This is a genomic window from Prosthecobacter gellanilyticus (genome assembly GCF_007992435.1).
GTDB lineage: Bacteria > Verrucomicrobiota > Verrucomicrobiia > Verrucomicrobiales > Verrucomicrobiaceae > Prosthecobacter > Prosthecobacter gellanilyticus.
In genome coordinates this window covers 17,421-40,495 of the sequence record NZ_BKAG01000032.1, presented here as the reverse complement: position 1 = coordinate 40,495, position 23,075 = coordinate 17,421, and the positions used below count along the sequence as shown (strand labels likewise).

21 protein-coding genes are annotated in these 23,075 nt (G+C 61.6%); 4 read left to right on the top strand and 17 right to left on the bottom strand.

The window, feature by feature from the left end; translation table 11 throughout:
• Nucleotides 1–4: 4 nt before the first annotated feature.
• The 3 genes from asnB to BGE01nite_RS19310 all read right to left on the bottom strand — a co-directional run bounded on the left by asnB (nt 5) and on the right by BGE01nite_RS19310 (nt 4,969).
• Complete coding sequence (gene asnB, locus BGE01nite_RS19320) at nt 5–1,945, bottom strand: asparagine synthase (glutamine-hydrolyzing) (RefSeq protein ID WP_146852689.1); 1,941 nt, start codon at nt 1,943–1,945, stop codon at nt 5–7.
• Between the two features lie 12 nt (nt 1,946–1,957).
• Complete coding sequence (locus tag BGE01nite_RS19315; protein WP_170266901.1) at nt 1,958–3,094, bottom strand: acyltransferase family protein; 1,137 nt, start codon at nt 3,092–3,094, stop codon at nt 1,958–1,960.
• 126 nt (nt 3,095–3,220) lie between these two features.
• Nucleotides 3,221–4,969: an exosortase/archaeosortase family protein gene (locus BGE01nite_RS19310; protein WP_146852685.1), complete on the bottom strand. Its 1,749-nt coding sequence runs from the start codon at nt 4,967–4,969 to the stop codon at nt 3,221–3,223.
• Between BGE01nite_RS19310 and BGE01nite_RS19305 the strand changes: the two genes are divergently transcribed.
• Nucleotides 4,956–5,939 carry a glycosyltransferase family 9 protein gene (locus BGE01nite_RS19305; protein WP_170266900.1) on the top strand — a complete coding sequence of 328 codons (984 nt, stop codon included), beginning with the start codon at nt 4,956–4,958 and terminating at the stop codon, nt 5,937–5,939. The two genes, BGE01nite_RS19310 and BGE01nite_RS19305, sit on opposite strands and share 14 nt — an antisense overlap.
• Before the next feature lie 8 nt (nt 5,940–5,947).
• On the opposite strand, the gene BGE01nite_RS19300 is transcribed toward BGE01nite_RS19305, so the two are convergent.
• The 13 genes from BGE01nite_RS19300 to BGE01nite_RS19240 all read right to left on the bottom strand — a co-directional run bounded on the left by BGE01nite_RS19300 (nt 5,948) and on the right by BGE01nite_RS19240 (nt 18,124).
• On the bottom strand, nt 5,948–6,751 hold the full coding sequence (locus tag BGE01nite_RS19300; protein ID WP_146852681.1) for an FkbM family methyltransferase: 804 nt from the start codon (nt 6,749–6,751) through the stop codon (nt 5,948–5,950).
• Nucleotides 6,748–7,476, bottom strand: coding sequence for a methyltransferase domain-containing protein (locus BGE01nite_RS19295; RefSeq protein WP_146852679.1), 729 nt, complete (start codon nt 7,474–7,476; stop codon nt 6,748–6,750). Before BGE01nite_RS19295 ends, BGE01nite_RS19300 begins: the two co-directional genes overlap by 4 nt.
• A 5-nt stretch (nt 7,477–7,481) precedes the next feature.
• The gene (locus tag BGE01nite_RS19290) at nt 7,482–8,651 is read right to left on the bottom strand and encodes a glycosyltransferase (protein ID WP_146852677.1); all 1,170 of its coding nucleotides are present in this window, start codon (nt 8,649–8,651) and stop codon (nt 7,482–7,484) included.
• A gap of 24 nt (nt 8,652–8,675) precedes the next feature.
• Nucleotides 8,676–9,503 carry an FkbM family methyltransferase gene (locus BGE01nite_RS19285; protein ID WP_170266899.1) on the bottom strand — a complete coding sequence of 276 codons (828 nt, stop codon included), beginning with the start codon at nt 9,501–9,503 and terminating at the stop codon, nt 8,676–8,678.
• A gap of 22 nt (nt 9,504–9,525) precedes the next feature.
• Complete coding sequence (locus BGE01nite_RS19280) at nt 9,526–10,581, bottom strand: glycosyltransferase family 9 protein (protein ID WP_146852673.1); 1,056 nt, start codon at nt 10,579–10,581, stop codon at nt 9,526–9,528.
• On the bottom strand, nt 10,578–12,173 hold the full coding sequence (locus BGE01nite_RS19275; RefSeq protein WP_146852671.1) for a hypothetical protein: 1,596 nt from the start codon (nt 12,171–12,173) through the stop codon (nt 10,578–10,580). The genes BGE01nite_RS19280 and BGE01nite_RS19275 overlap by 4 nt, the downstream gene beginning before the upstream one ends.
• 30 nt (nt 12,174–12,203) lie before the next feature.
• A complete protein-coding gene (locus BGE01nite_RS19270) occupies nt 12,204–13,505 on the bottom strand; it encodes a flippase (RefSeq protein ID WP_146852669.1) in 1,302 nt (433 codons plus the stop codon).
• A 2-nt stretch (nt 13,506–13,507) separates the two neighbouring features.
• Nucleotides 13,508–14,323, bottom strand: a complete 816-nt coding sequence (locus BGE01nite_RS19265) for an FkbM family methyltransferase (protein ID WP_146852667.1) — start codon at nt 14,321–14,323, stop codon at nt 13,508–13,510.
• 32 nt (nt 14,324–14,355) lie between these two features.
• Nucleotides 14,356–14,931 (bottom strand): D-sedoheptulose 7-phosphate isomerase, encoded by a 576-nt coding sequence (locus tag BGE01nite_RS19260; RefSeq protein WP_146852665.1) that lies wholly within the window; start codon nt 14,929–14,931, stop codon nt 14,356–14,358.
• 8 nt (nt 14,932–14,939) lie between these two features.
• Nucleotides 14,940–15,941, bottom strand: coding sequence for a bifunctional heptose 7-phosphate kinase/heptose 1-phosphate adenyltransferase (locus BGE01nite_RS19255; protein WP_146852663.1), 1,002 nt, complete (start codon nt 15,939–15,941; stop codon nt 14,940–14,942).
• Nucleotides 15,942–15,953: 12 nt separating this feature from the next.
• Nucleotides 15,954–17,021 carry a 3-deoxy-7-phosphoheptulonate synthase gene (locus tag BGE01nite_RS19250; protein ID WP_146852661.1) on the bottom strand — a complete coding sequence of 356 codons (1,068 nt, stop codon included), beginning with the start codon at nt 17,019–17,021 and terminating at the stop codon, nt 15,954–15,956.
• 380 nt (nt 17,022–17,401) lie between these two features.
• Complete coding sequence (locus BGE01nite_RS19245) at nt 17,402–17,773, bottom strand: hypothetical protein (protein ID WP_146852659.1); 372 nt, start codon at nt 17,771–17,773, stop codon at nt 17,402–17,404.
• Nucleotides 17,774–17,806: 33 nt separating this feature from the next.
• Entirely contained in the window at nt 17,807–18,124 is a 318-nt protein-coding gene (locus BGE01nite_RS19240) for a hypothetical protein (RefSeq protein ID WP_146852657.1), read from the bottom strand.
• Between the two features lie 76 nt (nt 18,125–18,200).
• Between BGE01nite_RS19240 and BGE01nite_RS19235 the strand changes: the two genes are divergently transcribed.
• The 3 genes from BGE01nite_RS19235 (at nt 18,201) to BGE01nite_RS19225 (ending at nt 22,190) form a co-directional block, all read left to right on the top strand.
• The gene (locus BGE01nite_RS19235) at nt 18,201–19,289 is read left to right on the top strand and encodes a mannose-1-phosphate guanylyltransferase (protein WP_246145761.1); all 1,089 of its coding nucleotides are present in this window, start codon (nt 18,201–18,203) and stop codon (nt 19,287–19,289) included.
• Nucleotides 19,290–19,405: 116 nt separating this feature from the next.
• Nucleotides 19,406–20,392: a TonB-dependent receptor gene (locus BGE01nite_RS19230; protein ID WP_218033039.1), complete on the top strand. Its 987-nt coding sequence runs from the start codon at nt 19,406–19,408 to the stop codon at nt 20,390–20,392.
• Between the two features lie 4 nt (nt 20,393–20,396).
• Nucleotides 20,397–22,190 carry a FecR domain-containing protein gene (locus BGE01nite_RS19225; RefSeq protein WP_146852653.1) on the top strand — a complete coding sequence of 598 codons (1,794 nt, stop codon included), beginning with the start codon at nt 20,397–20,399 and terminating at the stop codon, nt 22,188–22,190.
• A 4-nt stretch (nt 22,191–22,194) separates the two neighbouring features.
• On the opposite strand, the gene mtnP is transcribed toward BGE01nite_RS19225, so the two are convergent.
• On the bottom strand, nt 22,195–23,064 hold the full coding sequence (mtnP, locus tag BGE01nite_RS19220; RefSeq protein ID WP_146852651.1) for an S-methyl-5'-thioadenosine phosphorylase: 870 nt from the start codon (nt 23,062–23,064) through the stop codon (nt 22,195–22,197).
• Nucleotides 23,065–23,075 lie beyond the last annotated feature (11 nt).

The following is a 23,075-nucleotide window of genomic DNA, read 5'->3' as shown; positions in this document are numbered from 1 at the left end:
TTTTTTAGCTATCTAGAGGAATTTCTGATTTGAAATTTAGCACTCCCCCTGCCCAGACTTCTAAACCTAGGGCGACCCAGAGCGCCTCGGCGGCCGACTTCCCGCCTTTGGGTTCATTCTGCAGACTCTTCCAGAGAGCCTCCACGGCGCTGCCGTTTACGATCCCGCGTCTCTTCATGCCCGGGAGCCATTCATCCTGAATCCTGGAACGCACCTCGGGCTGCCTGAAAAAGGAAGCCAGCGGCACATCGAAACCCCGCTTCCGCCGGAAGGCGAAGGCAGCGCCAAACTCATCTGCAGCGATCTGCTTGATCATCCGCTTCGTGCCGCGCATCCGGGCATTCGGTCCATAGGCGGCTCCAGCCAGCGCGCTCAGAGGCAGGGAGCGCGCGGCCTTGGCGACCTGCAAATCTAGAAACGGCACCCGGCACTCGACTCCATGGGCCATGGTCATCTTGTCCTGCCGCAGCAAGAGATCCGGCAGATACGTTTCCGCCTCATAGCGGATCTGTTTGCGCAGACCATCTCCAGGCAAAGCCGCGAGGTGATCGAGACGGCGAGTGAGCGCATCTTCCACACGTGCATCAGGCAGCAGATCTGTGATCAGAGCTGCGGCACCGTAGGCTGAGCCCGTGACCATCTGACGTTCCAGGCTCTCTCCTGCCTGGCCCAACAGCCTCCAAAGACGCCCGCGTGACCTTCCTGCCAGCCTGGCACCCGCCCGGAACAGCGCGGGATGCTGCTGCTGAAGCGCTGTGTAGTAAAAGCGATTGTAACCCGCGAAGAGCTCATCACAGCCCTCGCCGGTGAGGAGCACCTTCACCGTCTGTCTCGCTTCACGCGCCAGCAGGTCGATCGCCAGCGTGTTGGGATTGCCTGGAGGTTGATCGAGATGCCAGGTGACCCGTGAAAAATCTTCCGCGAAGTGCCTGGGTGAAAACAGGTAGCGATGACTGTGCACGCCAGCCTTGCGCGCAGCCTCGGTGATCCAGACATCTTCACTGACCTCCGGATCATCGAAGACGATCGAAAAGCTGTGCCGTGTCACCGTGCTGGCCCGCGCCGCATCCAGAGTCACCAGAGATGAATCAATGCCACCGCTGAGCTGCGTGCCGAGAGGCACATCACTCACGAGCTGGCTGCGCACGGCCTGCCGCAGGGTTTCGCGGAGCGCATTCGCATCCGCCTTTCCATCCACCGCATCTGGCAGCGCCCAGTAGCGCTTCAGGGTGAGGCTGCCATCCGCCTGCCGGCACATCTCATGCCCCGGCGGCAGCTGCTGGACTCCGCGCAGCAAGGTGCGATCCCACGCCGTGTAGCGAAACATCATTTGTTCGGCCAGATGCGCCGTCTCCAGCTCCGCGCGGAAGGCTGGGTGATGCAGAAACGCCTTGATCTCCGAACCGAAGAGCAGCGTGCCATCCGCGAGCTGGGTGTGATACAGAGGCTTGATGCCAAAGTGATCCCGCGCCATGCGCAGCAGGCCCGTCCTCACATCCGCGATGGCGATGGCAAACATGCCCTCGATTTTTGCCAGCACAGCATCCCAGCCGTGAAGCTCATACATCCGCAGGATCACCTCCGTGTCCGAGTGCCCGCGAAACTCCGCGCCTTGAGACCGCAGCTGGTCACGCAGCGCGCCAGCATTGTAGATCTCTCCATTGAAGACCAGCACCACCCTTCCATCACGGCTGCACATCGGCTGATGACCCGCCTCCGAGAGATCCTGGATGCTCAGTCGTGCGAAGCCAAAGCCGCCGTCCGTGCCTGCGGCCAGGCTCTGCCCCGGCAGATGCACCTGGGTGCTCCTTTGAGAAAAAGACACCGTATGAAAGCCCTCATCATCCGGCCCGCGATGGCGGATGCTGCGCAGCATGGACTCCAAAACTCCCGCTGAAGGCAGAGGCTGGCCCGATGGAGCAAAGCAGCCGACAAAACCACACATAAAAACAGTCTCTCAGACAGCCCGGACGATGCGCAGATGAGCTCTGGCAAGAATGCCCGCGCGCCAGTTCAGAAAAAAGGACTCCAGCCTGGGCCCGATCACACTCAGCAGGGCCAGCACCAGCACAAACTCCACCACTGAATGCACCACTGGACGCTTGGTGATGCTGTCAGGCGCGATCTTGTTCACCCAGTAGTTGATCAATAGCAGGATCTGCAAATGCAGGATGTAGCAGGGATAGCTAAGTCGGCCAAGCCAGCGGCAGGAAGGCTGGGCAGCAGGCCGGAGCAAGAGCCGGAGATGCCCGGCACCTGACAGCAGGAACATGAGCCCTGGAATGGCGCTCAAGCCCGCCAGGTGGAGCGCCCAGCCTGGGTACTGCTTGAACTTGAGGGTCGCCAGCAGCAGCTCGGAGAGCAGGCAGAGGAGAAAAGAGCCTAACCAAAAGTTTCGGGAAACTACCAGCCCGCCGTGCTGCCAGTGAGCAGCCATCCAGGCACCGGAGACCCACACCGGAAACAGCACCAGCGTCGTCCACATTCCGTCCACGGACGCGCTGTGTTCCATCTGGTGAAGCCCTTTCCAGATCATGAGGATGAGGGCGGCGCCGGCCAAGGAGCCCAGGATGGCCACGAATGCAGTCTTGCTCGTGCTCCCACCCACAAGCCGCAAAAGAACGGGCCAGGCAGCATAATAGATCAATTCACAGCTCAGGCTCCAGGAGGTCTCAAAGCCGGGGAAGGAGCACGTCATGATATGCAGGCCGGCAATGCTGGCGAGAAACTGCCGCCAGGGCCAGGGCTGCTGGGAGGAGCCCCCAAAGTCCTCATGCAACAGCCAGGTGATCACCGCCAGCAGGAGGCCGAGCAGGAACAGGGGATAAATGCGTGTCAGCCGTGCCAGGCCATACGTTCGCCAGGAGAAGGTTCCATCCTGCATGCCCTTCATGATCGACCTGTGAATGCAGATGCCGGAGATCATGAAAAATGACCACACCCAGAAGCCACCGTGGCCGATGGTCGCGCGCGCCAGCCTCCACCCAGCGGGGGTGTCGGCATAGTTCCAGCCAAACTTGTCCGCGATCGCCAGGTCAAAGCAGTGTGACAGCAGCACCATCACGGCTGCGATGCCCCGCAATGCGTCAATCATCAGTTCTGAATTCTGGTCCAGCCGCTGGTTCATGGGGGCAAGTTAGACGACCGCTTCAAATCTTCCGGGCGGCAACTCTTCAACCATCCGCTCACCCACAAGTTGCCGCTCATGAGATGAACTTTTCTACGGCAGGTTCTTTTGAAAACGGGGTGAGAGACTCCGGATGATCTCCTCCACCAGCCTTGTGGTGGCTGCAGAATCGCGCGCACGCTGTCCGGACTCGCGGACATCCAGATTGTCCGTCACCCAGGCGGTGATGCTGGCATAAGCCCAGCGGTGGTTCACGTTGCGGGCGATGTTGTCCCACGTGCTGAGCCACACACGCACCGCATTGCTCGGGGTCGTCACGTCTGTGCCGATGAACCAGTAGACGTAGTGTGCGCGCAGCATCCTGGCCTTGCCTTCGTTCAAACGGATCTCACGCTCCACCAGCAGGTCCTTCACCTGCAAGGTGTGGCCGGGTGTGATCTCCACGGGAATGATGGTAGAGCTCACCAGCGTCCAGCCCTGGCCATCCAGGCATACTTCGGGGCGATGGATGCTGCGTCTCTCCGCGCCTGCCAGCACCAGAGTCACCTGTGCCAGATCACGGTCTTCAGGCCGGCCGGGGGAGCGGTACTGCATCTTCAGCATCTGCGTGTCTTCCGGCAGCAGGGCTTTCTCAGCGGCATCTCTTTCCATGGGCTGCCCGAGGAATCTCCCCGCTGCCGTCGGCAGTTCCATGACCACACCTGAGGCATCCCCCGCACGGACTTCCGGAGAGAGGCGGCAGGCGGCGATGGCCGCGATGATGCAGAGACCTATCAACACAAGGCGCGGCGACATCGAGATGCCCGGACGAGCAGATCCAGAAACATCTCCGCGTCTCCTCATCTCCGCGTCTCCGTGCCTTTCTCCTTTTCTCCGCATGAGCTTCGAAATCATCTCCAGTCCCGCCAGCGCCACCAGATACACCACGATGCCCGAAAGGAAGTGGAAGGTGCTGACCTCCTTCTCCTGATCTCCCACGGCGAACTCCTGGCCGAAGGCCATCGTGCCGCCAATGAGCAGGAGCAGCCGCGCCATGTTCGCCAGGATGGCGAGCGGGAAGCCGCAGAAGAAGAGGAAGAGCCTCCGCGGCAGTGTCTTCTGACGGAAGTAGCCGAACAGGGCCGAGACCATCAGCAGTGCGAAGAGTGATCTCATGCCGCTGCAAGGCCCATCCACCTTCAGGCTGAAGAGCTGCCCTGACGCGCGGCCATCCACAGGCGCTGAGATGAGAGCGGTGCCTTCGCGGATCGTGTCGAGCCCGATCGTGTTAAGAAGCCATGAGGTGGTCCGCACCATCAGCTCACGCAGCTGGAAAGACAGGGAGTCCTCCAGAAATACCAGCGGCCACATGAAGCACAGCATGAGCCAGGCAAAGGCCATGGCCCGTGCATGCGCCCAGCCCAGGCAGGCCAACACCGCACCCGCGAGGAAGAGCTGGATGGCAAACACACCGAGGTAGTAGTTGTTTGCCTTGTAGCCGCCGAAGTAGGCCAGCATGGAGACCACCACGGCCGCGAGCCCCAGCACACTACCCTTCACCGGCAAAGTCATCAGTACCTCACGCTGACGCCACACCAGCCAGCTGGCGATGAAGGGCGCGAGGAAGCCATGCTGCCAGGTCGGGTCCTTCCAGCGCATGAGCAGCTCCTGCAGCAGCGTCAGACGAAAGGCTCCATAGCCTGCGGCATACGGCTGCAAAATCATCAGCGCGGCCAAGGCCAGCGCCACAAAAATGCCAAAGCTCCGCAGGCTCATCGGCGCTCTGCCGGCCGCACTTGCCAAGTTTGAAGAGTTGCCACCTTCAACCGGCAGTGGAGAATCAATGCCGATGCGATTGCTCATTTTTAAAGTGAATCAACTGGGGGACAATGTGGTGTTCCTGCCGGTGGTGCAGCAGATCGCGCGTCAGCATCCGCAGTGGCACATCACGGTATGCACGAGCCCTGTGGCCGCGCCCTTGTATTACGTCGCCTGCCCCGGTGTGGAGGTGAGGGAGTTCGTGACCCGTGACTTTAACAGTGTCTGGCGTCATCCCCTGACCATGCTCAGGCTGGCCCGGAAGTTCATGACCACACCGCAGGACCTCTGCCTGCTGGGCAATGATCAGGGAAATGTGGCGCATCTGCTCGCGTGGCTGAGCGGCGCACCCCAGTCTGCCGGAGCCTTCGTCCGCGAACGTTACCTGGGAGGTCTTCTCCGCCAGCGCGTGCAGGTTGACTTCTCCCAGCCGGATCCCTGGCAGAACTGGAGCATCGCGCGTGCCCTCGTGCCGGAGCTTCCTGAAGAGATTCCGCCGCCGGACCTGAGCGCGTTTGGCCGTGAGGATCATGGAGGTGTCTTCATTCATCCTGGAGCCAGCCGTGACTACAAGAAGTGGCCGCTGGAGAACTTCATTCATCTGGCGAACCGTCTTTCGGCACATTCCAGAGTACTGTGGATGAACCAGGGCTCTGCTGCGGAAGACCAGCTTTCTCCGGAGGTGCGGCGCATCTCGCCAGGCACGCTGGCAGACCTCATCCGTCAGATCGCTGGAGCCAGGTTGTTCATCGGCAACAACTCGGGACCCATGAATCTGGCCTCGGCCCTCGGCACCCCAGGCATCATTTTCAATGGACCTTCCACCGATGTCTGGGATCCCTTCTGGCATCGTGATCGTTTTGAGATCTTGCGCGACCCCGCGCTTGCCTGCCAGCCGTGTGATCACCTCACCCATCCGGTGAACGCCTGCCTCAACACGACCGAGCCGATGGCCTGCATGAAGCGCTGGAGCGTGGACCACGTGCATGAGATGGCTTTGAAAAAACTGGCCTGAACGCTGGCTCAAACGGAACCTCCCGCGGACCAGGTCTCGTTGGTGAAAAGATGCACGTCGTCATGGGCCTGAGAGGTCATGACATGCTTCAAGCCCAGCGCCTGGAGACGAGTGCGCAGGGCCTGCTGCTTCTCCGCAGGTGCCTCGTGAATCTCGATGATGAGATGATGCACCTTCCGGAGAGACTCAGCGTGACCTTCCAGCAGTGTCTCATACTCAGCGCCTTCAACATCCATCTTGCACACATCCACGAACCCATCGCCAAAGGCCTCGGTGTAGATGTCATCAAAACTGCGGACACGGATCTCCACTTCATCTCCCGAGGCGGAGCCTTCATAAATGGAATGACCGGTACCGCCGCGAGACAGGCGCAGACGCAGCAGCCGCGCATGACCGCCGATGGCGACGTTCATCAGCTTCGCATGAAGGCCCACATTATGCATGATGTTCAGAGACAGACGCGAGAAGGTCCAGGGATTCACCTCCACACAGGCGAGTGCTGTGATGTTGTGACCTTCATCCAGGCAGAGCAGCGGAAAGCCGCCGCCGTTCGAGCCGAGGTCCAGCACGCGCAGTGATTTCGGCAGCTTCAAGAGCTTGAGCAGGTCACGATACATTGGCTGCGTCAGGCAGTCGCGCGTGCCGTTCTGGTCCCCGGCGCTGTGATCCACGAGGAAGCAGAGCTTGTCTTTGCGGTAGACCGTCCAGCCCGCACCCCGACCCAGCAGACGCTGGGACAGCAGATGAGCCACGTGATCAAACTTCAGCAGATCCTGAAGTCCAAGCCACATGTCCTGGAGTCTTCTCATCATGTCCGTGGTTTGATGCCATCCATGATCAGGGACGGCAGGCGGCGGAAGTAGTCCGTGGTGGCAATCAAGTCGGCGGCAGCGTGCTGCGGATCTGCCGAGGCGGCCAGCTTCAAATCATCGTGATACTGCCGGTCACTGGTGCAATATTGGATAGGCCGTGGCTCCAAGCCGGCGAGGCGTAACAACTCCGAGAAGCTGTGCACGTTCCAGCGGGACTTGTGCTTTTGGTGATGGTCCCAGGGCACGATGGCACCCGGGTAACCCGGGGGCTCAGGAGGGGCATAACCACGCAGATCGGCATCCGGCACGCTGGTGCGGATGACTCCACCGGGACGCAGGAGGCGCTGGCATTCCTTCATGAGCGCGAGCGCATCCGGAAGCTGCAGGTGCTCGAAGAAGTGCTCGCTGACGATGAAATCAAAACTCGCATCCTCAAAGTCCAGCCGTCCGCCAGCCTGGAAGAAGAACTCGCGGAACTCACAGGCAGCATAAAGCTGCGCAAGCTCCTCCGCGGAGTAGCGTGGCCGCAGGCGGCGATAGTGAGAGGCCAGCCAGAGACGCGTAGCGCCAGTCCAGTTTCCAAAACGCATCTGCTCACGCACCTCAGCTGGCCAGTCGATAGGCGGCTCGCCCAGATGAATCCATCCAGGCTGGCAGAGCAGAGCCGTGGCCGGGCGCGAGAGGCGCTCAAAGCGTGAAGCGGCGAGATGGAGGCAGCGACGCATGTTAGTCAAGATCTGGGAAGGTTCTTGCGAATGAAGGCGGTCCAATGAGTCGCGAGAGCCTCGTGCGTGTGTTTCTCAAGCACCTGTTGGTACTGGCGCCGCACGATGTCGGACAGGAAGCCGGCATCTTCCTGCAGCCTAACTAAAATTTGTTTTAACACTCCCGCGTCACCCCAGGGAAACACCACTTCCGGCTCGCCCACCACCTCCGGGATGGCACCGCTGCTGGAACCGACCGTGGCCACCTGGCAGGCCATGGCCTCGATCAAGACATGACCGAACTGCTCCTCCCAGTTCTCCCCATCCTTGTGGTAGGGTTTGCTGGCCAGAACGAAGACATCCAGGCAGCGCAGAAAATCAGGCACTTCCGCATGAGGCCGCGCGCCGAGCAGATGCATCCAGGGCCGCGTGCGCGCCTGTTCCTCCAACCAGGGATGGAGCGGTCCCGCACCGAGAAGCGCCAGATGCACAGCCTTCATACCATCACAGGCGGAAACCAGTTCATGCAGACCCTTGGCCTCCACCCAGCGACCGCAGTAGCCGACCACGAAAGCCTTCTCCGGCAGGCCCTGACCGCCACGAAGCGCTTCTCTCTCATCTCCATGAGCAGGAGAGTGACTGGCCAGATCAACACCAAGCTGCCCGGCGACTAGAATCTTCTCCAGAGGCATCCCGCGAGAGGTCAAAATGGCCGCTGTGCGCTGGCTTCCCGCAATGAAGAAGTCCGTGGTGGCTGCGGCAAACCGGTAGACCTTGTCCAGGATCCAGCCCTTCAATCCCGTGCGTTCAACGTTCTCCCAGGTAAACACGCCGAACAATGCGTGCGGCTGGTGGAGAGACTTCAGCAGCCGCGCCTGCAGGCACACGACTGACCAGGGTTCATTCTCGACGAGGATGACATCAAGACGTCCGCTCTGCATGACCTTGGACAGCCCCCGATAATAGAAACGTGTTTCGTTAGGCGTGTTACGCTGGCAGCGGACCAGCTCATAGGTGCGCGTGGCTGCATCGCCATCATCATCGAAATCAGAAGCCGCACGTCCAAGGATGAGGTGAGACTCCAGCGCCGAGGTCACACACACGACGTCAAAATGCGCCGCGAGGGCCTGGATCTTTTTACGATTCTCCGTGGCCGCGTACGTGTGGCTGATGATGAGCAGGCGGGGACGGTCCATGCTGTTCAGAAATCAAAGGCTGCGTCAGCGGGCGTCGCGATGCACCAGATGCAGGTTCCCGCCCAAGAAGGCCTCTTCTACATAACCGGCGGCTTTCAGCCAGGAACGCAGGGAAGCGCAACTGTCTCCAAATTCGGCCAGATGCTCGTCATAGGCCTCGACCACGAGCGCGGGACGGTGCTGGGCCAGCAGCTTCTCCATGCCACGGAGGACGCGAAGCTCCGCGCCTTCGACATCGATCTTCACCACCTGGATCTGGCGCCCTCCAAGCTGCGGCGGGAGCCAGTCATCCAGGCGAACCGTTTCCACCTGCAAAGTTTGTTCGGCAGATGCCGCGGACTCCGGTCCGCCGACGAGCCGCGAATGCCCCGAGTTGTCTCCTTCGACGCGGAAGCTGACGCTGCCTACGGAATCAGAAGCCGCGAACGTGTGCAGGGAAAGACGATCACCCAGGCCGCCACGCTCGATGGAATCCGCCAAAAGGGTCGAGATGGCAGGGTTGGGTTCAAAGGCAAAGACGCGGGACTGCGGCTGGTGCCGCGCCAGCAGCAGGGAGAAGTAACCGACATTCGCGCCAATATCCAAGAACACACCACGCGGCCCCAGGTGCTGCAACAGGAAGGCCTTGGTCAGAGGCTCCAGCTCACCGAAGAGCTTGAGAACCTGGGACGTGTAGTCACCACCCATGTTGGCCTTCATCTCCCATCCATCACGTGTGGTGATCCACGGGCCATAAGCAGCCAGGCTTTGGGCAAAGTCATCCTTCAGGAAATGGCGGGGGATGGCATCGCGCCCGCGCAGAAAGGGCCAGCGCTGGCACAGCATGTGGAGGAGGTGGTGGGAGGTCTTCATCTCATCAGGAGCGGGCGGGTGATCAGGCAGCGAGGAAACCCTGGATCTCGGTCCAGGCCTGGTCCGGCTGGATGCGGGCCATGCAGGGCGGCGCGCCATGCCAGGCGCGGGCGGCGGCATCTGGCAGGATGCAGTGCGCATGGCAGCACGGAGCACAGGGAACATCAGCGGCGCGCAGCACACGTGACCTCGGCTTGCGGAAAGGGCCGGTGAGATCGGAACGCGTAGGGCCGAAGAAGGCGGCCGCAGGCACATCCAGGCCTAACGCCAGATGAAACAAGCCCGAGTCATGCCCGATGAAGCCACCGCTCCGCCGCAGCAGACTGGCGGTCTCCGCCAGCGTGGTGCGGCCCGTCAGATCCAGAGCGCCTTCAGGCAGCAGCTCGGGCGGGAAATCTCCCGCCGTGCCGAGCACCACCGTCTGCCAGCCAGCCTCGGCAGCCAGAGTCATCAATCTCTGCCAGTGCGGCGCAGGCCAGCGCTTGTAGTCCGCGGGGTTCAGCCAGTTCCCCGCGCCCGGAGCCAGGCAGAGATAGCGTGTTGCCAGCGCGCCGTCCCAGCGCGCATGCGGATCACCCAGCCCCAGATGTGGAAGCGATGCGGAGAGACCACGATCCGCGTGAGCTGTGGCCTTGGTCCACAATTCCAGGAAAACCTGGCTGGCATGGCGGGTCTCATGCTGCGGATTCTCGGGATATCCGAGGACATCGTGAAAAGGATGAGGCCGCCATTTTTTCCCAGTGCTGAGCCCCACGCGACGGCGGGCGCGCACGGTCCAGGCGCCGACCGAGTGCACCCAGCGGGAATCCAGTGTCACCAGAAGATCCATGGGACCCTGCGCGGCAATCTGTGACCACATGTGCCAGAGAAACGGGTTGCCACGGCCGGGAGTGACGCTGGCCAGAGGCATGGCCACGACGTGGTCCACATACGGAGCACCACGCACCACATCCGCCGCATTCTGGCTGGTCATGAAAGTGATCTCCGCGTCCGGACAGTCCAGCCGCATCTGCTGGAGCAGAGGCGTGATCTGCACCGCGTCTCCAACGCCGCAGATCCGATGAACGACGATCTTCACGGAGGTGTGAACGGCCGCCTGCCCGCGGCAAAGGAACCCGGCGCCGGCCGTGGAAGCATTCTTGGTTGGGTCATCATGCTTCGGGGAGGCGGCCGGAAATCCATGTGTGGTGCTGCAGGAACCTGTGAAGCCTCCGGCTGCATGGAGCGTCCTAGGGACTGGATGAGCCCCAGGCAGAGGTAGGCCAGGAGATTGAGCGGGAAGGTGCCGAAGACGCTGCCCTGGAGCACGGAGGCCACCATGTAGCCCAGTGGCACACTGAGCAGGAGGGCGGCGGTGCGCCGGCTGCCGCCTTCCGGCAGGCTCAAGACACTGCGGTGCATCACCCGGAGCGCCATCCAGATGCTGAAGAGCGTCAGGAACAAGGCTGGCGCACCATAACGGATGAGGATGTTGCTCAGCGGGTCATGGTTCATGAACTCGTCCCCGTAATCGCGCCCGCGTTCCGCGCCAAATCCCGTCAGGGTGTAGGCGGCCGGATTGGCCAGACAGTTGGAGAAACCCATGAGGCGCTCATAGTACGTCCCCACGCGAAGCATCTGCGACATGAAGACCGAGTCTCCCGAAACATCCCCCATCGCGGCCATCGCCTGGGGCAAAACCTGCAGCATCCATTTGGATGAGATCACCAGGGCCACAAAACCTATGACCATGCTCATGTAGAAGACCCTTGTGCGGATCCGGGAGGAGAACAGCCAGCTTCCCAGAAGGCCCACTGGCACAAGCACGAAGGCGGAGCGCATGGTGGCGCTGGCCAGTCCGCCGAGAAACGCCGCCATCATCAGGATGATGAGCAGCTTGGGGAAGCGGAACTGGGCCGCCTTCTGGTCGCGGTGCCAGCCCAGGATGTAGCAGAAAATGAGGCAGGCACCGCAGCCGAATCCCAGCGCCGTGGGTGAGTTCAGAGTCGAGAAAGCACGGACCTCATTGCTCAGGAGCTGCTTGATCTCGATGGAGAGACCCGTGAGCAGGTACTCGATCTCGAAATCCTGGAATCCCACAATCTGCTGGATGATGCCGTAAACCGCCACCGGCGTGTAAGCGATGACGACGAGCCGGAGAAGTCGCAGCACCGCGTCCAGATCCTTGATGAGCAGGGGCACCACAAACAGCAGCATCGCGTAGAAGCCGGAGTTGGCCACATCGGCCATCACCGTGCCCATCTGCAGCCCGTTCTCACGCCAGGAGACAAGCGCTGCCAGACCCATGAACATCAGCGCCGCGATGAACCGCAACAAATCTGCCTGACGCAGGCGGTGGCGGCCCAGCATGGCACCGACGATCAGCGAGATGGTGATGCCGCCGAGCATCAGCGGATGAATGCCCAGCACATAATAGAGGTCTGACTGGCTCACCCTGCCGGAGAGCACCATGAGGCGCTTCACCAGATCAATGTAGCCGGAGGTGATGATCCAGGCCGTGAAGGCCAGGCGCGGAGAGGTGAGGCTCAGCAAGAGCCCGCCGAGCATGAGCATCAGGCACAGCTCGCTGATGGAATTTCCCTGGGTGAGGGTGACCGAGATAATGGCATACAAGGCCAGTCCCAGGCCCAGCATCATGGAGAAGGGATTCGTGCCGCGTCCGTCATTCATGAGGTGAAAGAACTCGTCGGTTAAAAGAACTCAAAATGTGGCGAGCATCTCCCGCCACCAGCGTCTGGGAGCCCCGAGACAACGGAAAGGTTCCAGCAAGGCGCCGGCCTGCATCCTGGCCAGCCAGCGTAGCTCAGGCACGAACCAGGTGGCCAGCATGCCCCCCACCAGATAACTGGTCAGGGTGGCCCAAGCCGCGCCCAGCGCTCCGTGATCCGGAATCCATAGAAGGTTTAACGAAAAGTTCAACAAAGCAGCCAGCCAGGCAAAGCGCGCCGTCCATGCGGGCTTGTCCAGCGCTACCAGCACGGCCGAGCGCCATTCGCCGAGGAAGAACGGGATGGCAGCCACGCAATGAATCATGAGCACCGGCACTGAGCCGAGATACTCACTGCCAAAGAGCCACTGCACAAACAGTCCGCCGACGAGCCAGAGCCCGATGGCCGAGCTGAAACCTGCCATGGCTCCCAGGCCCGCGCTTTTCGCACTCAGCTTCCGGAAGCCGTCCTCATCTCGCTGGCTGAGGGACTTGCCCAGCCGTGGCAGGATCAGCGTGATCAGCATGGGGGAAAGCGCATAGCACAGCTCGCTCAGGCGCACGGCGGCACCGTAGATCCCTGCCTCGCGACGGCCGGAGATTTCCTCAATCATGAGCGTGTCCATGCGCAGCAGAAGAAGCATCCCTGCCTGGCTTAAAAACAGCGGCATTCCGCGCGACAGGACGATGCGTGCCACCCGCCCGTTCCAACGGCCTGCAGGTCCATGCTGACGCTTCGTGCGCAAGCCGAGCAGACCGCCGAGCACGGTCTCCAAAGAAAAGGTCCACGAGATCACCGCGAGCTTTGGCACCGTGAGCAGCGCCACCAGCCGGGCGCCTGCGGCCACGAGATAACCGGTCAATTGATTGCGTGCGGAGACATCCGCCCGGTGGCAGCTCTCCTCCCAGTTGTTGTGCACACTCAGGCTGATACACAGCAGCGGCACCACCATGGCCACAAGGACCAGCCAGGGCAGCGCCCCGGTGATGGTATTCCAAATCGTTAGGCCGAGCGCTGCCAGCACGCCGGTCATCATCCAGAGCCGCATGATGGTGCCTGCGATCACCGCGCCGCTGCGCTTCCGGCGGCCCACTTCCTTCAGCAAAAACTGCCGGATGCCCAGCTCGGCCACGCTGTGCGCCACGGCCACGGCGGCCGTGCCAGTGGCCAGGATGCCGAACTCCACAGGACCCAGCACACGCGCCACCCAGGTGCCGAGGAAGAAGCCCACCAGCAGCCGCATGACATGGCTGCCGAGCATCCACACGGCGCTGCGTTTGAGGTTTCCTCCCATGATCAGTCCCTGTGGGCGTGAATGATGGAGTATGATTCATGCGGCTGGCTGGCATCCGGGTGCAGGATGTGCTCGTCGATGCGCGCGAAGCCCGAGCTGCGCAGACGTTCGACGATCCATTCATGATTCGCACGTGACTGGGTCTCCGCGAGCAGCACACGCAGGGCGGAGAGGTGACGGCCCAGTCCTTCCAAAATATCGCATTCCGCGCCCTCGGCATCGATCTTCATCCAGTCCGGCGCCGGCAGGCCCCCGCTGTCGATGAGATGATCCAGACGCTCCACCTTCACCTCCAGACGCTCCAGCGTTGAATCCTGATCATAGATGGTTAGGCGATGACCACCACTGTTCAACGGATCGATCAGGATATGAAGCTGCCCCGGCTCTTTTCCGAGCGCATGAGGATGCACATGACGCGCATTGCGACGGCACATGACATGCTCCACGGGCTCAAAGCTATGGACCGTGGCCTCTGGATGCCGGAGGGAAAAATACAGAGAGGCCATGCCGATGTTGGCACCTGCATCCACGAGGCATTTCGGAGGCTGGACCTGGGCTCTAAAGGCATAACACTCGATGCCGAACACATCCTGGAAGATGAGGCCGTCCGTGAGGTTGTCCCGCAGGACGACAGAGGTCTCCTTCCCCGCATAGCGGATGCGATACTCCTCAGCCTCACGGGAATGCCGTGTCAGGCCGCGATTCACGGCGATGTGCTTGGAAAGCAGCCAGCACAACCTGAGCCGGTCGGCAAAACTGGCTCCCACATGCCAGGCAAAGCGCAGTTTCTCCAGATGAAGCCGGGCCTTGGTACTCATAGGAAGATGGGACACGACCGCAGGTCGTGACGTCAGTCTCGGAAAGCTGCTTCCACGAACTCACAGAGCACGTGCCCGGCCATCAGATGGCACTCCTGGGCATAGGCGGTGATCGGTGAAGGCACGCAGTAAGCATGATCCGCCAGTGCGGCGCAGTCCGCGCCATTCTGACCGGTGAAGCTCACCACCACACAGCCGCTCTCGCGGGCTGCTTTAAGTCCAGCGATGACGTTCTTGCTGGTGCCGGAGGTGGAGATACCGACGACGACATCTCCCGGCTGTGCGAGCGCCTCCACCTGACGGGCGAAGACGGTCTCAAAGCCGTAGTCGTTGCTGTGCGCGGTGAGGATGGAGGTGTCCGTGGTCAGCGCGATGGCTCCCAAAGCGCGGCGGTTGATGCGGTAGCGCACCACCAGCTCCGCGGCGAGGTGCTGCGCATCCGCAGCGCTGCCACCATTGCCAAAGAAGATCACTTTCTTACCAGCCTTCAGGGCCGTGACCCAGGCATCGGCAATGGCACTGAGCACCGCACCACAGTCGTCGAGGCGCTTGATGGTGTCGAGATGGCCATCGATGTGGCCTTTGAGCATGGTGGCAAATTCAGACATGGTTTTGGTTAGTCTTCGAAAGATTGCAGAAGCTCTTCCTTCATCACCCGTGCCGTGCCGAGCTTGCCCACGACGATGCCGCTCGCATGATTGGCAATGCCCGCGGCATCCTCAGCGCTCAGACCGGCGGCAAGCGCCAGCGTGAGGAAGGCGATGGCGGTGTCACCAGCGCCGGAAACATCGTAAACTTCACGGGCGCGCGTGGGGATGTGATGCGGCGCGCTGTCAGTTTGGAAAAGGATCATGCCCTGCTCTCCGAGGGTCACGAGCACCTTGCCGACAGACCATTGGGCGAGGAGTTTTTCACCGACTTCGAGGAGACGTTTGTCCTGAAGCGGCGGGATGAGCTTGTGATGATCCTGAATGCCTGCCGCCGCAAAGGCTTCCAGACGATTCGGTTTCACCAGCGAGGCATTCTTCCAACTGAGTGGATTGTGCGGAGATGGGTCCACCGTGACCAGCTTCCCGGCAGCCTTGCAGAGACCGATCACCTGATCCGCGAAGGCCTGGGTGACGAAGCCTTTGCCATAGTCCTCAATGATCACGCCATCGAGATCCGGCAGCATGACTTCAAGGCGGCTGGAGATCAGCTTCAACTCCTCCCCGCTGAGCTTCTCAATGGTCTCGCGATCCACACGCACGACATGCTGCTGACGGGCGATGATGCGCGTCTTGGCGATGGTGGGCAGGGTGTCGCTTTCCAGCATGGGGTCGGTGTTCACACCTTCCTCCTTGAGCAGGCGCTTCAGCTCGTTCGCCGAACTATCTTTGCCGACACGGCCCATGAGATAGGCATGCGGGGTAAAGGCGGAAAGATTGCGCGCCACATTGGCCGCACCACCGGGGAAGGTGGTCTCCTTCGTGACCTCGACGATAGGCACAGGGGCCTCCGGTGAGATGCGGCGCACCGCACCCCAGATGAAATGGTCCAGCATCACATCCCCGATGACGAGGATACGGCAGCCCGGCATGCGCTCGATGGCGTCACGGGCAGTGGCGGTGGTGAGCATGGCAGAGATGAATTAGCCTTTGGCGCGGCGGGCACGCACAGCGGCAGCGAGCTCGTCCAGCATGGTCTCGGTGGCAGCCCAGTTCACACAGGCATCCGTGATGCTCTGGCCATAGGTCAGCGGCTGGCCGGGCTTCGCGTCCTGGCGGCCTTCGACGAGATGGCTCTCGATCATCACACCGGTGATGGATTTGCTGCCTGCGGAGATCTGCTCGGAGAGCGAGGCGCTGACGAGCGGCTGCTTGCGGTAGTCCTTCAAGCTGTTGCCATGGCTGCAGTCCACCATCACGCTGGCTGGCAAGCCACGCGCGGTGAGCTGGCTCACGACGGCATCAATGGGGGCCGCATCGAAATTCGGTCCGGCCTTGCCACCGCGCAGGATGACATGGCAGGCGTTGTTGCCCTTCGTCTTCACGATGGCGGCCACGCCGTCCTTCGTCACGGAGAGGAAGCAATGCTGGCCTGCGGCGGCCTGGATGGCGTCCAGGGCCACCTGCACACCACCATCCGTGCCGTTCTTGAATCCGACCGGCATGGAGAGGCCGGAGGCGAGCTGGCGATGCACCTGGCTCTCAGTGGTGCGCGCGCCGATGGCGCCCCAGGACACCACGTCTGCGATGTACTGCGGCGTGATCACGTCCAGAAACTCCGTGGCGGAAGGCACGCCCATGCGGGTGAGCTCGATCAGCAGGCTGCGCGCCTCGCGCAGGCCGGTGTTGATGTCATAGCTCTCGTTGAGATGCGGGTCGTTGATGAAACCCTTCCAGCCCACCGTGGTGCGCGGCTTCTCAAAATACACGCGCATGAAGATCTCCAGGTCTGCGCTGTACTTCGCTCGGGCTTCACGGATCAGCGCGGCATACTCGAGCGCCGACTTGTGATCATGGATGGAGCAGGGGCCGGTGACCACGAGAAGACGGCCATCTTTGCGGTTCAGGATGTCTTCAGCCTGGCGGCGGGAGCTCTCGATAAAGGCCGCGCCTGTCTCATTGATGGGCAGCTCGTGCATCAGCAGCGCTGGCTGGATCAAAGGCAGGATCTCCGCCACGCGGAGGTCATCGATAGGATGGGACGTGCTCACGAACTAAAGGAAGGGGCAGATTGGCGAAAAAGGGGCGCAAAGTGGGCGCTTTTGTCCGCTTGGCAAGAGGGGGTTGATTTTCGAGGTAGCTGCCGCCCTCGGTCAGGCAGCTTGCGCTGCCACCGCTCGCGCCGTGGTGCAGTCCGCAGAGGAAGGGCAAAAGCCCTGTCCGGTGTCTGCCCAGCGCTGGGAGGCGGTGGTCATGCGGATTCTATGAATTACGGAATTTAGAGTCATTCATTTATTTTGGAAAGGTTTATATTACAATTGAGCGAGGATTTTCTGAGGAATTTCCCTTCCCCGTTCCAGCGGACTCCAGGCACAAAAAAAGGTGCGCACTTTCGTGCGCACCTCGGAGATTCAGGGCTGGGGCAGGTCGCTCACTTCTTCAGGCGGGTCACGCGGACACCCATTTTCCCGGCAATCGGGTCTGGGGACTGCCGGGCGTGCATCCAATACTGAGCACCGGGTTCATCCGGCTTCTCATTGCGGTCCAGAAGGCCTGCTGGCTCATCACTGTGACCGCCGGTCAGCACGCCGAGGAGGCCGTCAGACTCTGCGGTCCTAGGCTGGGCTGGTGTTTCAGAGGCAGGCGGCGGGTTGTCAGCCTTAACACGGCGGTAGGTCACGCCCATCTTTCCGGCGATGGGGGACGAGTTGTTCGTGTAATACTTACGGCCGTCGTTTTCACCGGAGGAGCAGCTCGCGAGGGCGAGTGCCAGGAGTGGGAGCAGGGCGATGGATTTGGTCATGCAGGTTGTGGAGGAGATGGGAGGGCGGGAATCTCAGGGCACCAAAGCGTCCGGGGAGTCGACGAAGAAGGCCTTCAGCTCGTCTTCGGTCGAGTTCGTGCGGATGCCGTCCAGACGGCGGCGGCTGCCACGGTCTGTGCGCGGGCTGTTCGTGGTGCGGCCGACCAGATCAGTGATCACGGGTGCGGCGACAACAGCGCTCGCAGCCAGCAGCGCGAGGGAGATAATGTTGGAGGAGCTACGGCTCATGCCACGGCCAAAAAGGATGCCCAGCGCGCAGCCGGCGGCGGCGGGAGCGATGACGTTGGCATAGGCTTCGTAGCGACTTTCGACGGATGTTTCAGGAGGCATGACGCATTACGATAGCAGATCCGCACATTCTCCAAAGTGGAATTTGCCCGCTTCCAGGACTGCTCCATGATCCGGCGTGCCTTCAATCACCCACGCGCCGACTTCTCGATATGCTCTCATTCTCGCCGGAGGCAGCGGCCAGCGCTTCTGGCCCATCAGCCGGGATGCCCTGCCCAAGCAGCTCCTGAAGCTTTTTGGCGACAAGACCCTCCTTGAGATGACGGTGGAGCGCCTCGACGGGCTGGTCCCCAAGGAAAACATCCTCGTCCTGACCAACAAGACCCAGGAAGCCGGTGTGCGCGCCCTCCTCCCCGATCTGCCAAAGGAAAACATCATCGCCGAGCCGGAGAAGCGCGACACCGCGCCCGCCATCGCCCTGGCCGTCGGCTGGGTCGTGGCCCGAGATCCCGCGGCCACCATGATGGTGCTACCAGCGGACCATCTCATTCAGAACAAGGCGGAGTTTCAGCGCACGCTCAGCACCGCCATGGACGCTGCGGAGTCCGGCAACGCGCTGGTCACCATCGGCGTGAAACCCACCTGGCCCTGCCCCAGCTTCGGCTACATCGAGCGTGGCCGCCGCGCGACCCTCCTCAATGTGGACTGCGGCGGCCTGTACGAGGTCGTGCGTTTCCGCGAGAAGCCGAACCCGGATCTGGCGGAGCACTTCATCAGCCAGGGTACCTTCACCTGGAATGCCGGCATGTTCATCTGGACCATCCCGGCCATCTTCAGCGAGATGAGCCGCCACTGCCCTGCCCTGGCGGACTTCATTTCCGAGCTGCGCGGATCGAAGGACTTCATGGCCACGGTGAACAAACAGTTTGGCAAGCTGCCGAAGCTTTCCATCGACTACGCGCTCATGGAACGCTCCTCCCGCGTGCTGAATGTGGAGGCCACCTTTGACTGGGATGACGTGGGGAACTGGACCAGCGTGGGCCGCTACCTGCAGAAGGATGGCGGAGGCAACCAGCACAACTGCGCCCTCTCCCAGATCAGCGCGGCAAACAATCTGGTGTTCTCCCAGACGGGCCAGCATGTGGCACTCCTCGGCGTGCAGGATCTCATCGTCGTCTCGACGAAGGACGCGCTGCTTATCACCAGCCGCGCTCATGCGGAAAACATCAAGAAGCTGGTCGACCAGCTGCCGAAGGAACTAAAGTAGCATGCCGCTGCGGCGGGAACTGCCACAGGCCTGTAATTTGGGGCGTTCATTTCGGTAGATGGAGTTTGTCAGGGCTGACTTTTCATCGGAAAAGGGCAGCCGACAGCATCCCCCTCATGAACATTGTTGCAGGCCTGCCCCGCTCCCCACGGCTCTTCGTTCTGATCATGCTCCTCACCGGCCTGGTCATCGGAGCGGCACAGGCGCAAAACAGCACCAGCAATGTGCAGCAGGCGGACATGGCCCGGCAGCAAAGCGTGGCCCAGGGTGCCTGGGGCAGCAATCTGGCCGATGAAGATGACGACTCTGCCTCTTCCACACCTGCCGCGCCCACCATGGCGGGTGATGAAGAGTATGGCGAGCAGCGCATCCTGATTCGCAAAGCCAGCTGGGCTCCCTGGAGCCTCGAGGCGGACATCGAGACACTGTGGACAGACAACGTGGCGCTCGGCAGCCAGAACATGGAGGAGGACACCTACCTGCGCACGGGCTTCCGTGTGGGTTACTCCAACCGTGTGGTGGGAAATCTCTTCTTCAATGCCTCCTGGGACTACCATACCGTGAGACACAGCGAGTACACGGATCTCGACTTCGATCTGGGGCGTGGTGACATCGGCCTCATGTACCTGCTGCCCAAGCTGAAGGACACCTTCCTGGTCACGCGCTACAGTTACTACCGTCTCTCCGAGGCAGGCCTGGGCACCAAGCTCTATGACGATCATGTGGCCAGCGTGGGCCTGCAGAAGACCTGGAAGATCTCGCGCGGCCAGCAGATCTTTGCCGGTCTGTATGCGGACTGGAGCACGGCGCCGGAGCCCTGGGCGGCCGGACGGCATGAGTATAGTTTGTTCACGGGATGGAGGCTCCGCCTCACGGATGCGCTGAGCCTGCAGCTCAGCTACCGCGGCGCACGCTACCAGTACCGCACCGGCGAGCGCCAGGACTGGAACCATGTCATGATGGCGAACGTCAGCTACAACATCACCGACTGGCTGCGCGCCGGCGTGACCGGCAGCTACACCATCAACCGCTCCTCTGGACCCGCCTTCGACTACGAGAACTTCATCATCGGAGCCGGCCTCACCGCGCACTTTGAGTTCTGATCTTATGAAAACAAAGCTCATTCTTTCCAGCATCGTTGGTTGGGCCATCGTGAGCCCGCTTTCTGCCGCCACGGTGGAAGCCGTGAAGGGCGGGGCATCCGCCAAGGCCGCGCAGGCACTGCCGCCGGGCTCCAGCTTTGCCACGAAGAAGTCCAGCCAGAGCCAGATCCGGCTGGACAAAGGCTTTGTCCGCCTCGGCTCGAACTCACAGTTCCAGGTGGGCAAGGATGACCAGGTGAACCTGAAGCAGGGCGTGATGATGGTGGGCAGTGACGGCGCCAGGAAGCGCGGCACGGTGAAGGTCACCGCCCCGGGCTACAACTTCCAGGTGCAGGGCACCGCGCTCATCGCCTACCAGCCGGGCAGCTATATCAAGATCACCGTGCTGGAGGGCAGGATCCGCGTGGCGCTGCAATCCTTGTTAGGTGAATTTGAGACCCTTGAGGCAGGCCAGATGCTGGTGATCAATCCGGCGGACAAGCGCCTGCCTGATCCGGTGGAGGTGGATCTGAACCGCCTTGTGACCACATCTGTGCTCACCGCTGGCGGTGCGCTCGGCCCGGCGCCTACTGATCCCTTCATCCAGGCCAGTGCCTCCGGCCAGGGGGGCGAGGTGAATGATGGAATGGTCACGCGCACGCCTTTCTCGCTTCGCGGTGCCTCGCCGGAAGTCACGGTCTTCCAGCTCGTGAACGATCTGGACGATCCCAACGCCATCGTGGGTGAGAAGAACTATCTACCGCCAGGAGGTGACACCACCTCTCTCTCCAACGTCACCATCACCCGCCAGGGGGCGAAGACACGAACGATGCGGGTGAACATGCGCAGCCGGCTGGAAAACGATGGCAGCACCACGCTCCCGACCATCAGCGGCAATGTCACCGTGGCCCCTGACGTCTATGGAGGCTCGCCCCAGAAGCTGAACATCAACGCGGATGACACCCTGCTCATCCTTCCGGGTGCCAATGTCAGCACGCCGGCGAACACCGCGCTGGAGATCGAAGGCCGTGCCCTGGACATCCAGAACGCCACGTTGAAAGCAGGCAATGGCACCCAGGCCTCGGAAGGGCTCTCGCTGGGAGCCTTTGGCTCGGACAGCACCCGTGAATTCGACATCGGTGTGAAAGGCAGCACGCTCGAAGCAGGCACCGTGGAAGCCCGGGGTGCGCTCGGGGGTGGCAATCAGCGCATCGGCATCGACAGCAGCACGGTGACCGCGCCGAAAGGCATCACCCTCGGCACCTCAACGGCTCCGACCACCATCACGGTGCGCAATTCCTCCCAGATCGCCGCGCTGGCAGGCAGCATCAAGTTTGACTCCGGCGGCCGTGCCATCCTTGTCGATAACTCCACGCTGATGGCAAACGCCACCACGGGACAGATCGTGCTGGATGCCGGCGAGACCGGTGATGTGCTCACGCTGCGTAATTCCAACCTCAACGCAGATGTCATCAAGGCACGCGGTCACAGCGCCAGCGGTGATGCGGTGATTGTGGATGGCGGATCCTTCGTGGCGCGCACCGTGCTGAAATTCTATGCCGCCGGTGCCTCCATGCTGCGCTTCCGGGGCAATGTGGTCATCGACAGTCCGCGCTCCATCTTCTCCGCACGCGCCGTGCAGGTGGACCTCGGTGGCACTGTGACCTCCACCGGCATCGTGGACATCTTTGTGAATCCGGGGCAGGACAACTTTAACAAGCCCGGCTTCGGCACCATCACCACCCGCACCAACACCATCCCGGGTGGAACCGCACCGAACGTGCTGCCTTACAATTCACCGGATAAGCCGGGGTTTTGATCAATCAAAGGAACCTCGCCAGGATCGGACCCAGCTTGTCGATCGTCGCTTGAGGCCAGAGCTTGCGATCCGTCATGAGCGCGCCGTTCAAGGCCTGGTGCTCGGACCATGAGGGCTCGGCAGGAATCCGGGGAATCACACGCGCGATCACTTGCTTCGCCATCGCGGCATTGGCCGACACATGCGCCATCACCGCGTCAGCGGTCACATGCGCTTCATCAGTTTTCCAGCAGTCGTAATCCGTGATCATCGCCAGCGTGGCGAGCGCGATCTCCGCCTCACGCGCGAGCTTGGCCTCCGGCAGATTCGTCATGCCGATGACATCAAAACCAAGCTGTCGGTTCGCATTCGATTCCGCACGCGTGGAGAAGGCCGGGCCGTCCATGTTCACATAGGTGCCGCCATCATGCACACGTGCACCCGCGGCTTTCGCCGCCTCGCTCAGCAGGCTGCGCAGCCCTTCGCTGATCGGATCTGCAAAGGCCACATGACCCACGATGCCATTCCCGAAGAAGGTGTGATGCTCACGACGGCTGGTGCGGTCAAAGAACTGGTCAAACAGCATCACATCACGCGGACGATACTCCTCTTTCAGGCTTCCCACCGCGGTCACGGTGATGATCCAGCGCACATTCAGAGAGCGCAGCGCCCAGATGTTGGCACGGTGGTTCAGCTCCGTCGGCAGGATGCGGTGACCCTTGCCATGACGAGGCAGGAAATACACACGCCTGCCCGCATAGAGCCCCGTGACAAACTTGTCTGAAGGCGCGCCAAAGGGTGTCTCCACTGTGATCTCCTCACGCTGCTCGAATCCTTCCAGATCATAAAGTCCGGAGCCGCCGATGATGCCGATGGAGGGGGGGAGGTCTGTCATACAGACCTCAT

Excerpts from the sequence above, each read along its gene's own strand:
- BGE01nite_RS19255 (WP_146852663.1), bottom strand. The coding sequence starts at position 15,941 with ATGCTCACCACCGCCACTGCCCGTGACGCCATCGAGCGCATGCCGGGC.
- BGE01nite_RS19265 (WP_146852667.1), bottom strand. The coding sequence starts at position 14,323 with ATGAGTACCAAGGCCCGGCTTCATCTGGAGAAACTGCGCTTTGCCTGG.
- BGE01nite_RS19230 (WP_218033039.1), top strand. The coding sequence starts at position 19,406 with ATGAACATTGTTGCAGGCCTGCCCCGCTCCCCACGGCTCTTCGTTCTG.
- BGE01nite_RS19305 (WP_170266900.1), top strand. The coding sequence starts at position 4,956 with ATGCGATTGCTCATTTTTAAAGTGAATCAACTGGGGGACAATGTGGTG.
- BGE01nite_RS19290 (WP_146852677.1), bottom strand. The coding sequence starts at position 8,651 with ATGGACCGTCCCCGCCTGCTCATCATCAGCCACACGTACGCGGCCACG.
- mtnP (WP_146852651.1), bottom strand. The coding sequence starts at position 23,064 with ATGACAGACCTCCCCCCCTCCATCGGCATCATCGGCGGCTCCGGACTT.
- BGE01nite_RS19275 (WP_146852671.1), bottom strand. The coding sequence starts at position 12,173 with ATGAATGACGGACGCGGCACGAATCCCTTCTCCATGATGCTGGGCCTG.
- BGE01nite_RS19245 (WP_146852659.1), bottom strand. The coding sequence starts at position 17,773 with ATGACCAAATCCATCGCCCTGCTCCCACTCCTGGCACTCGCCCTCGCG.
- BGE01nite_RS19285 (WP_170266899.1), bottom strand. The coding sequence starts at position 9,503 with ATGAAGACCTCCCACCACCTCCTCCACATGCTGTGCCAGCGCTGGCCC.
- BGE01nite_RS19260 (WP_146852665.1), bottom strand. The coding sequence starts at position 14,931 with ATGTCTGAATTTGCCACCATGCTCAAAGGCCACATCGATGGCCATCTC.
- BGE01nite_RS19300 (WP_146852681.1), bottom strand. The coding sequence starts at position 6,751 with ATGATGAGAAGACTCCAGGACATGTGGCTTGGACTTCAGGATCTGCTG.
- asnB (WP_146852689.1), bottom strand. The coding sequence starts at position 1,945 with ATGTGTGGTTTTGTCGGCTGCTTTGCTCCATCGGGCCAGCCTCTGCCT.
- BGE01nite_RS19295 (WP_146852679.1), bottom strand. The coding sequence starts at position 7,476 with ATGCGTCGCTGCCTCCATCTCGCCGCTTCACGCTTTGAGCGCCTCTCG.
- BGE01nite_RS19270 (WP_146852669.1), bottom strand. The coding sequence starts at position 13,505 with ATGGGAGGAAACCTCAAACGCAGCGCCGTGTGGATGCTCGGCAGCCAT.
- BGE01nite_RS19240 (WP_146852657.1), bottom strand. The coding sequence starts at position 18,124 with ATGCCTCCTGAAACATCCGTCGAAAGTCGCTACGAAGCCTATGCCAAC.
- BGE01nite_RS19315 (WP_170266901.1), bottom strand. The coding sequence starts at position 3,094 with ATGATTGACGCATTGCGGGGCATCGCAGCCGTGATGGTGCTGCTGTCA.
- BGE01nite_RS19225 (WP_146852653.1), top strand. The coding sequence starts at position 20,397 with ATGAAAACAAAGCTCATTCTTTCCAGCATCGTTGGTTGGGCCATCGTG.
- BGE01nite_RS19310 (WP_146852685.1), bottom strand. The coding sequence starts at position 4,969 with ATGAGCAATCGCATCGGCATTGATTCTCCACTGCCGGTTGAAGGTGGC.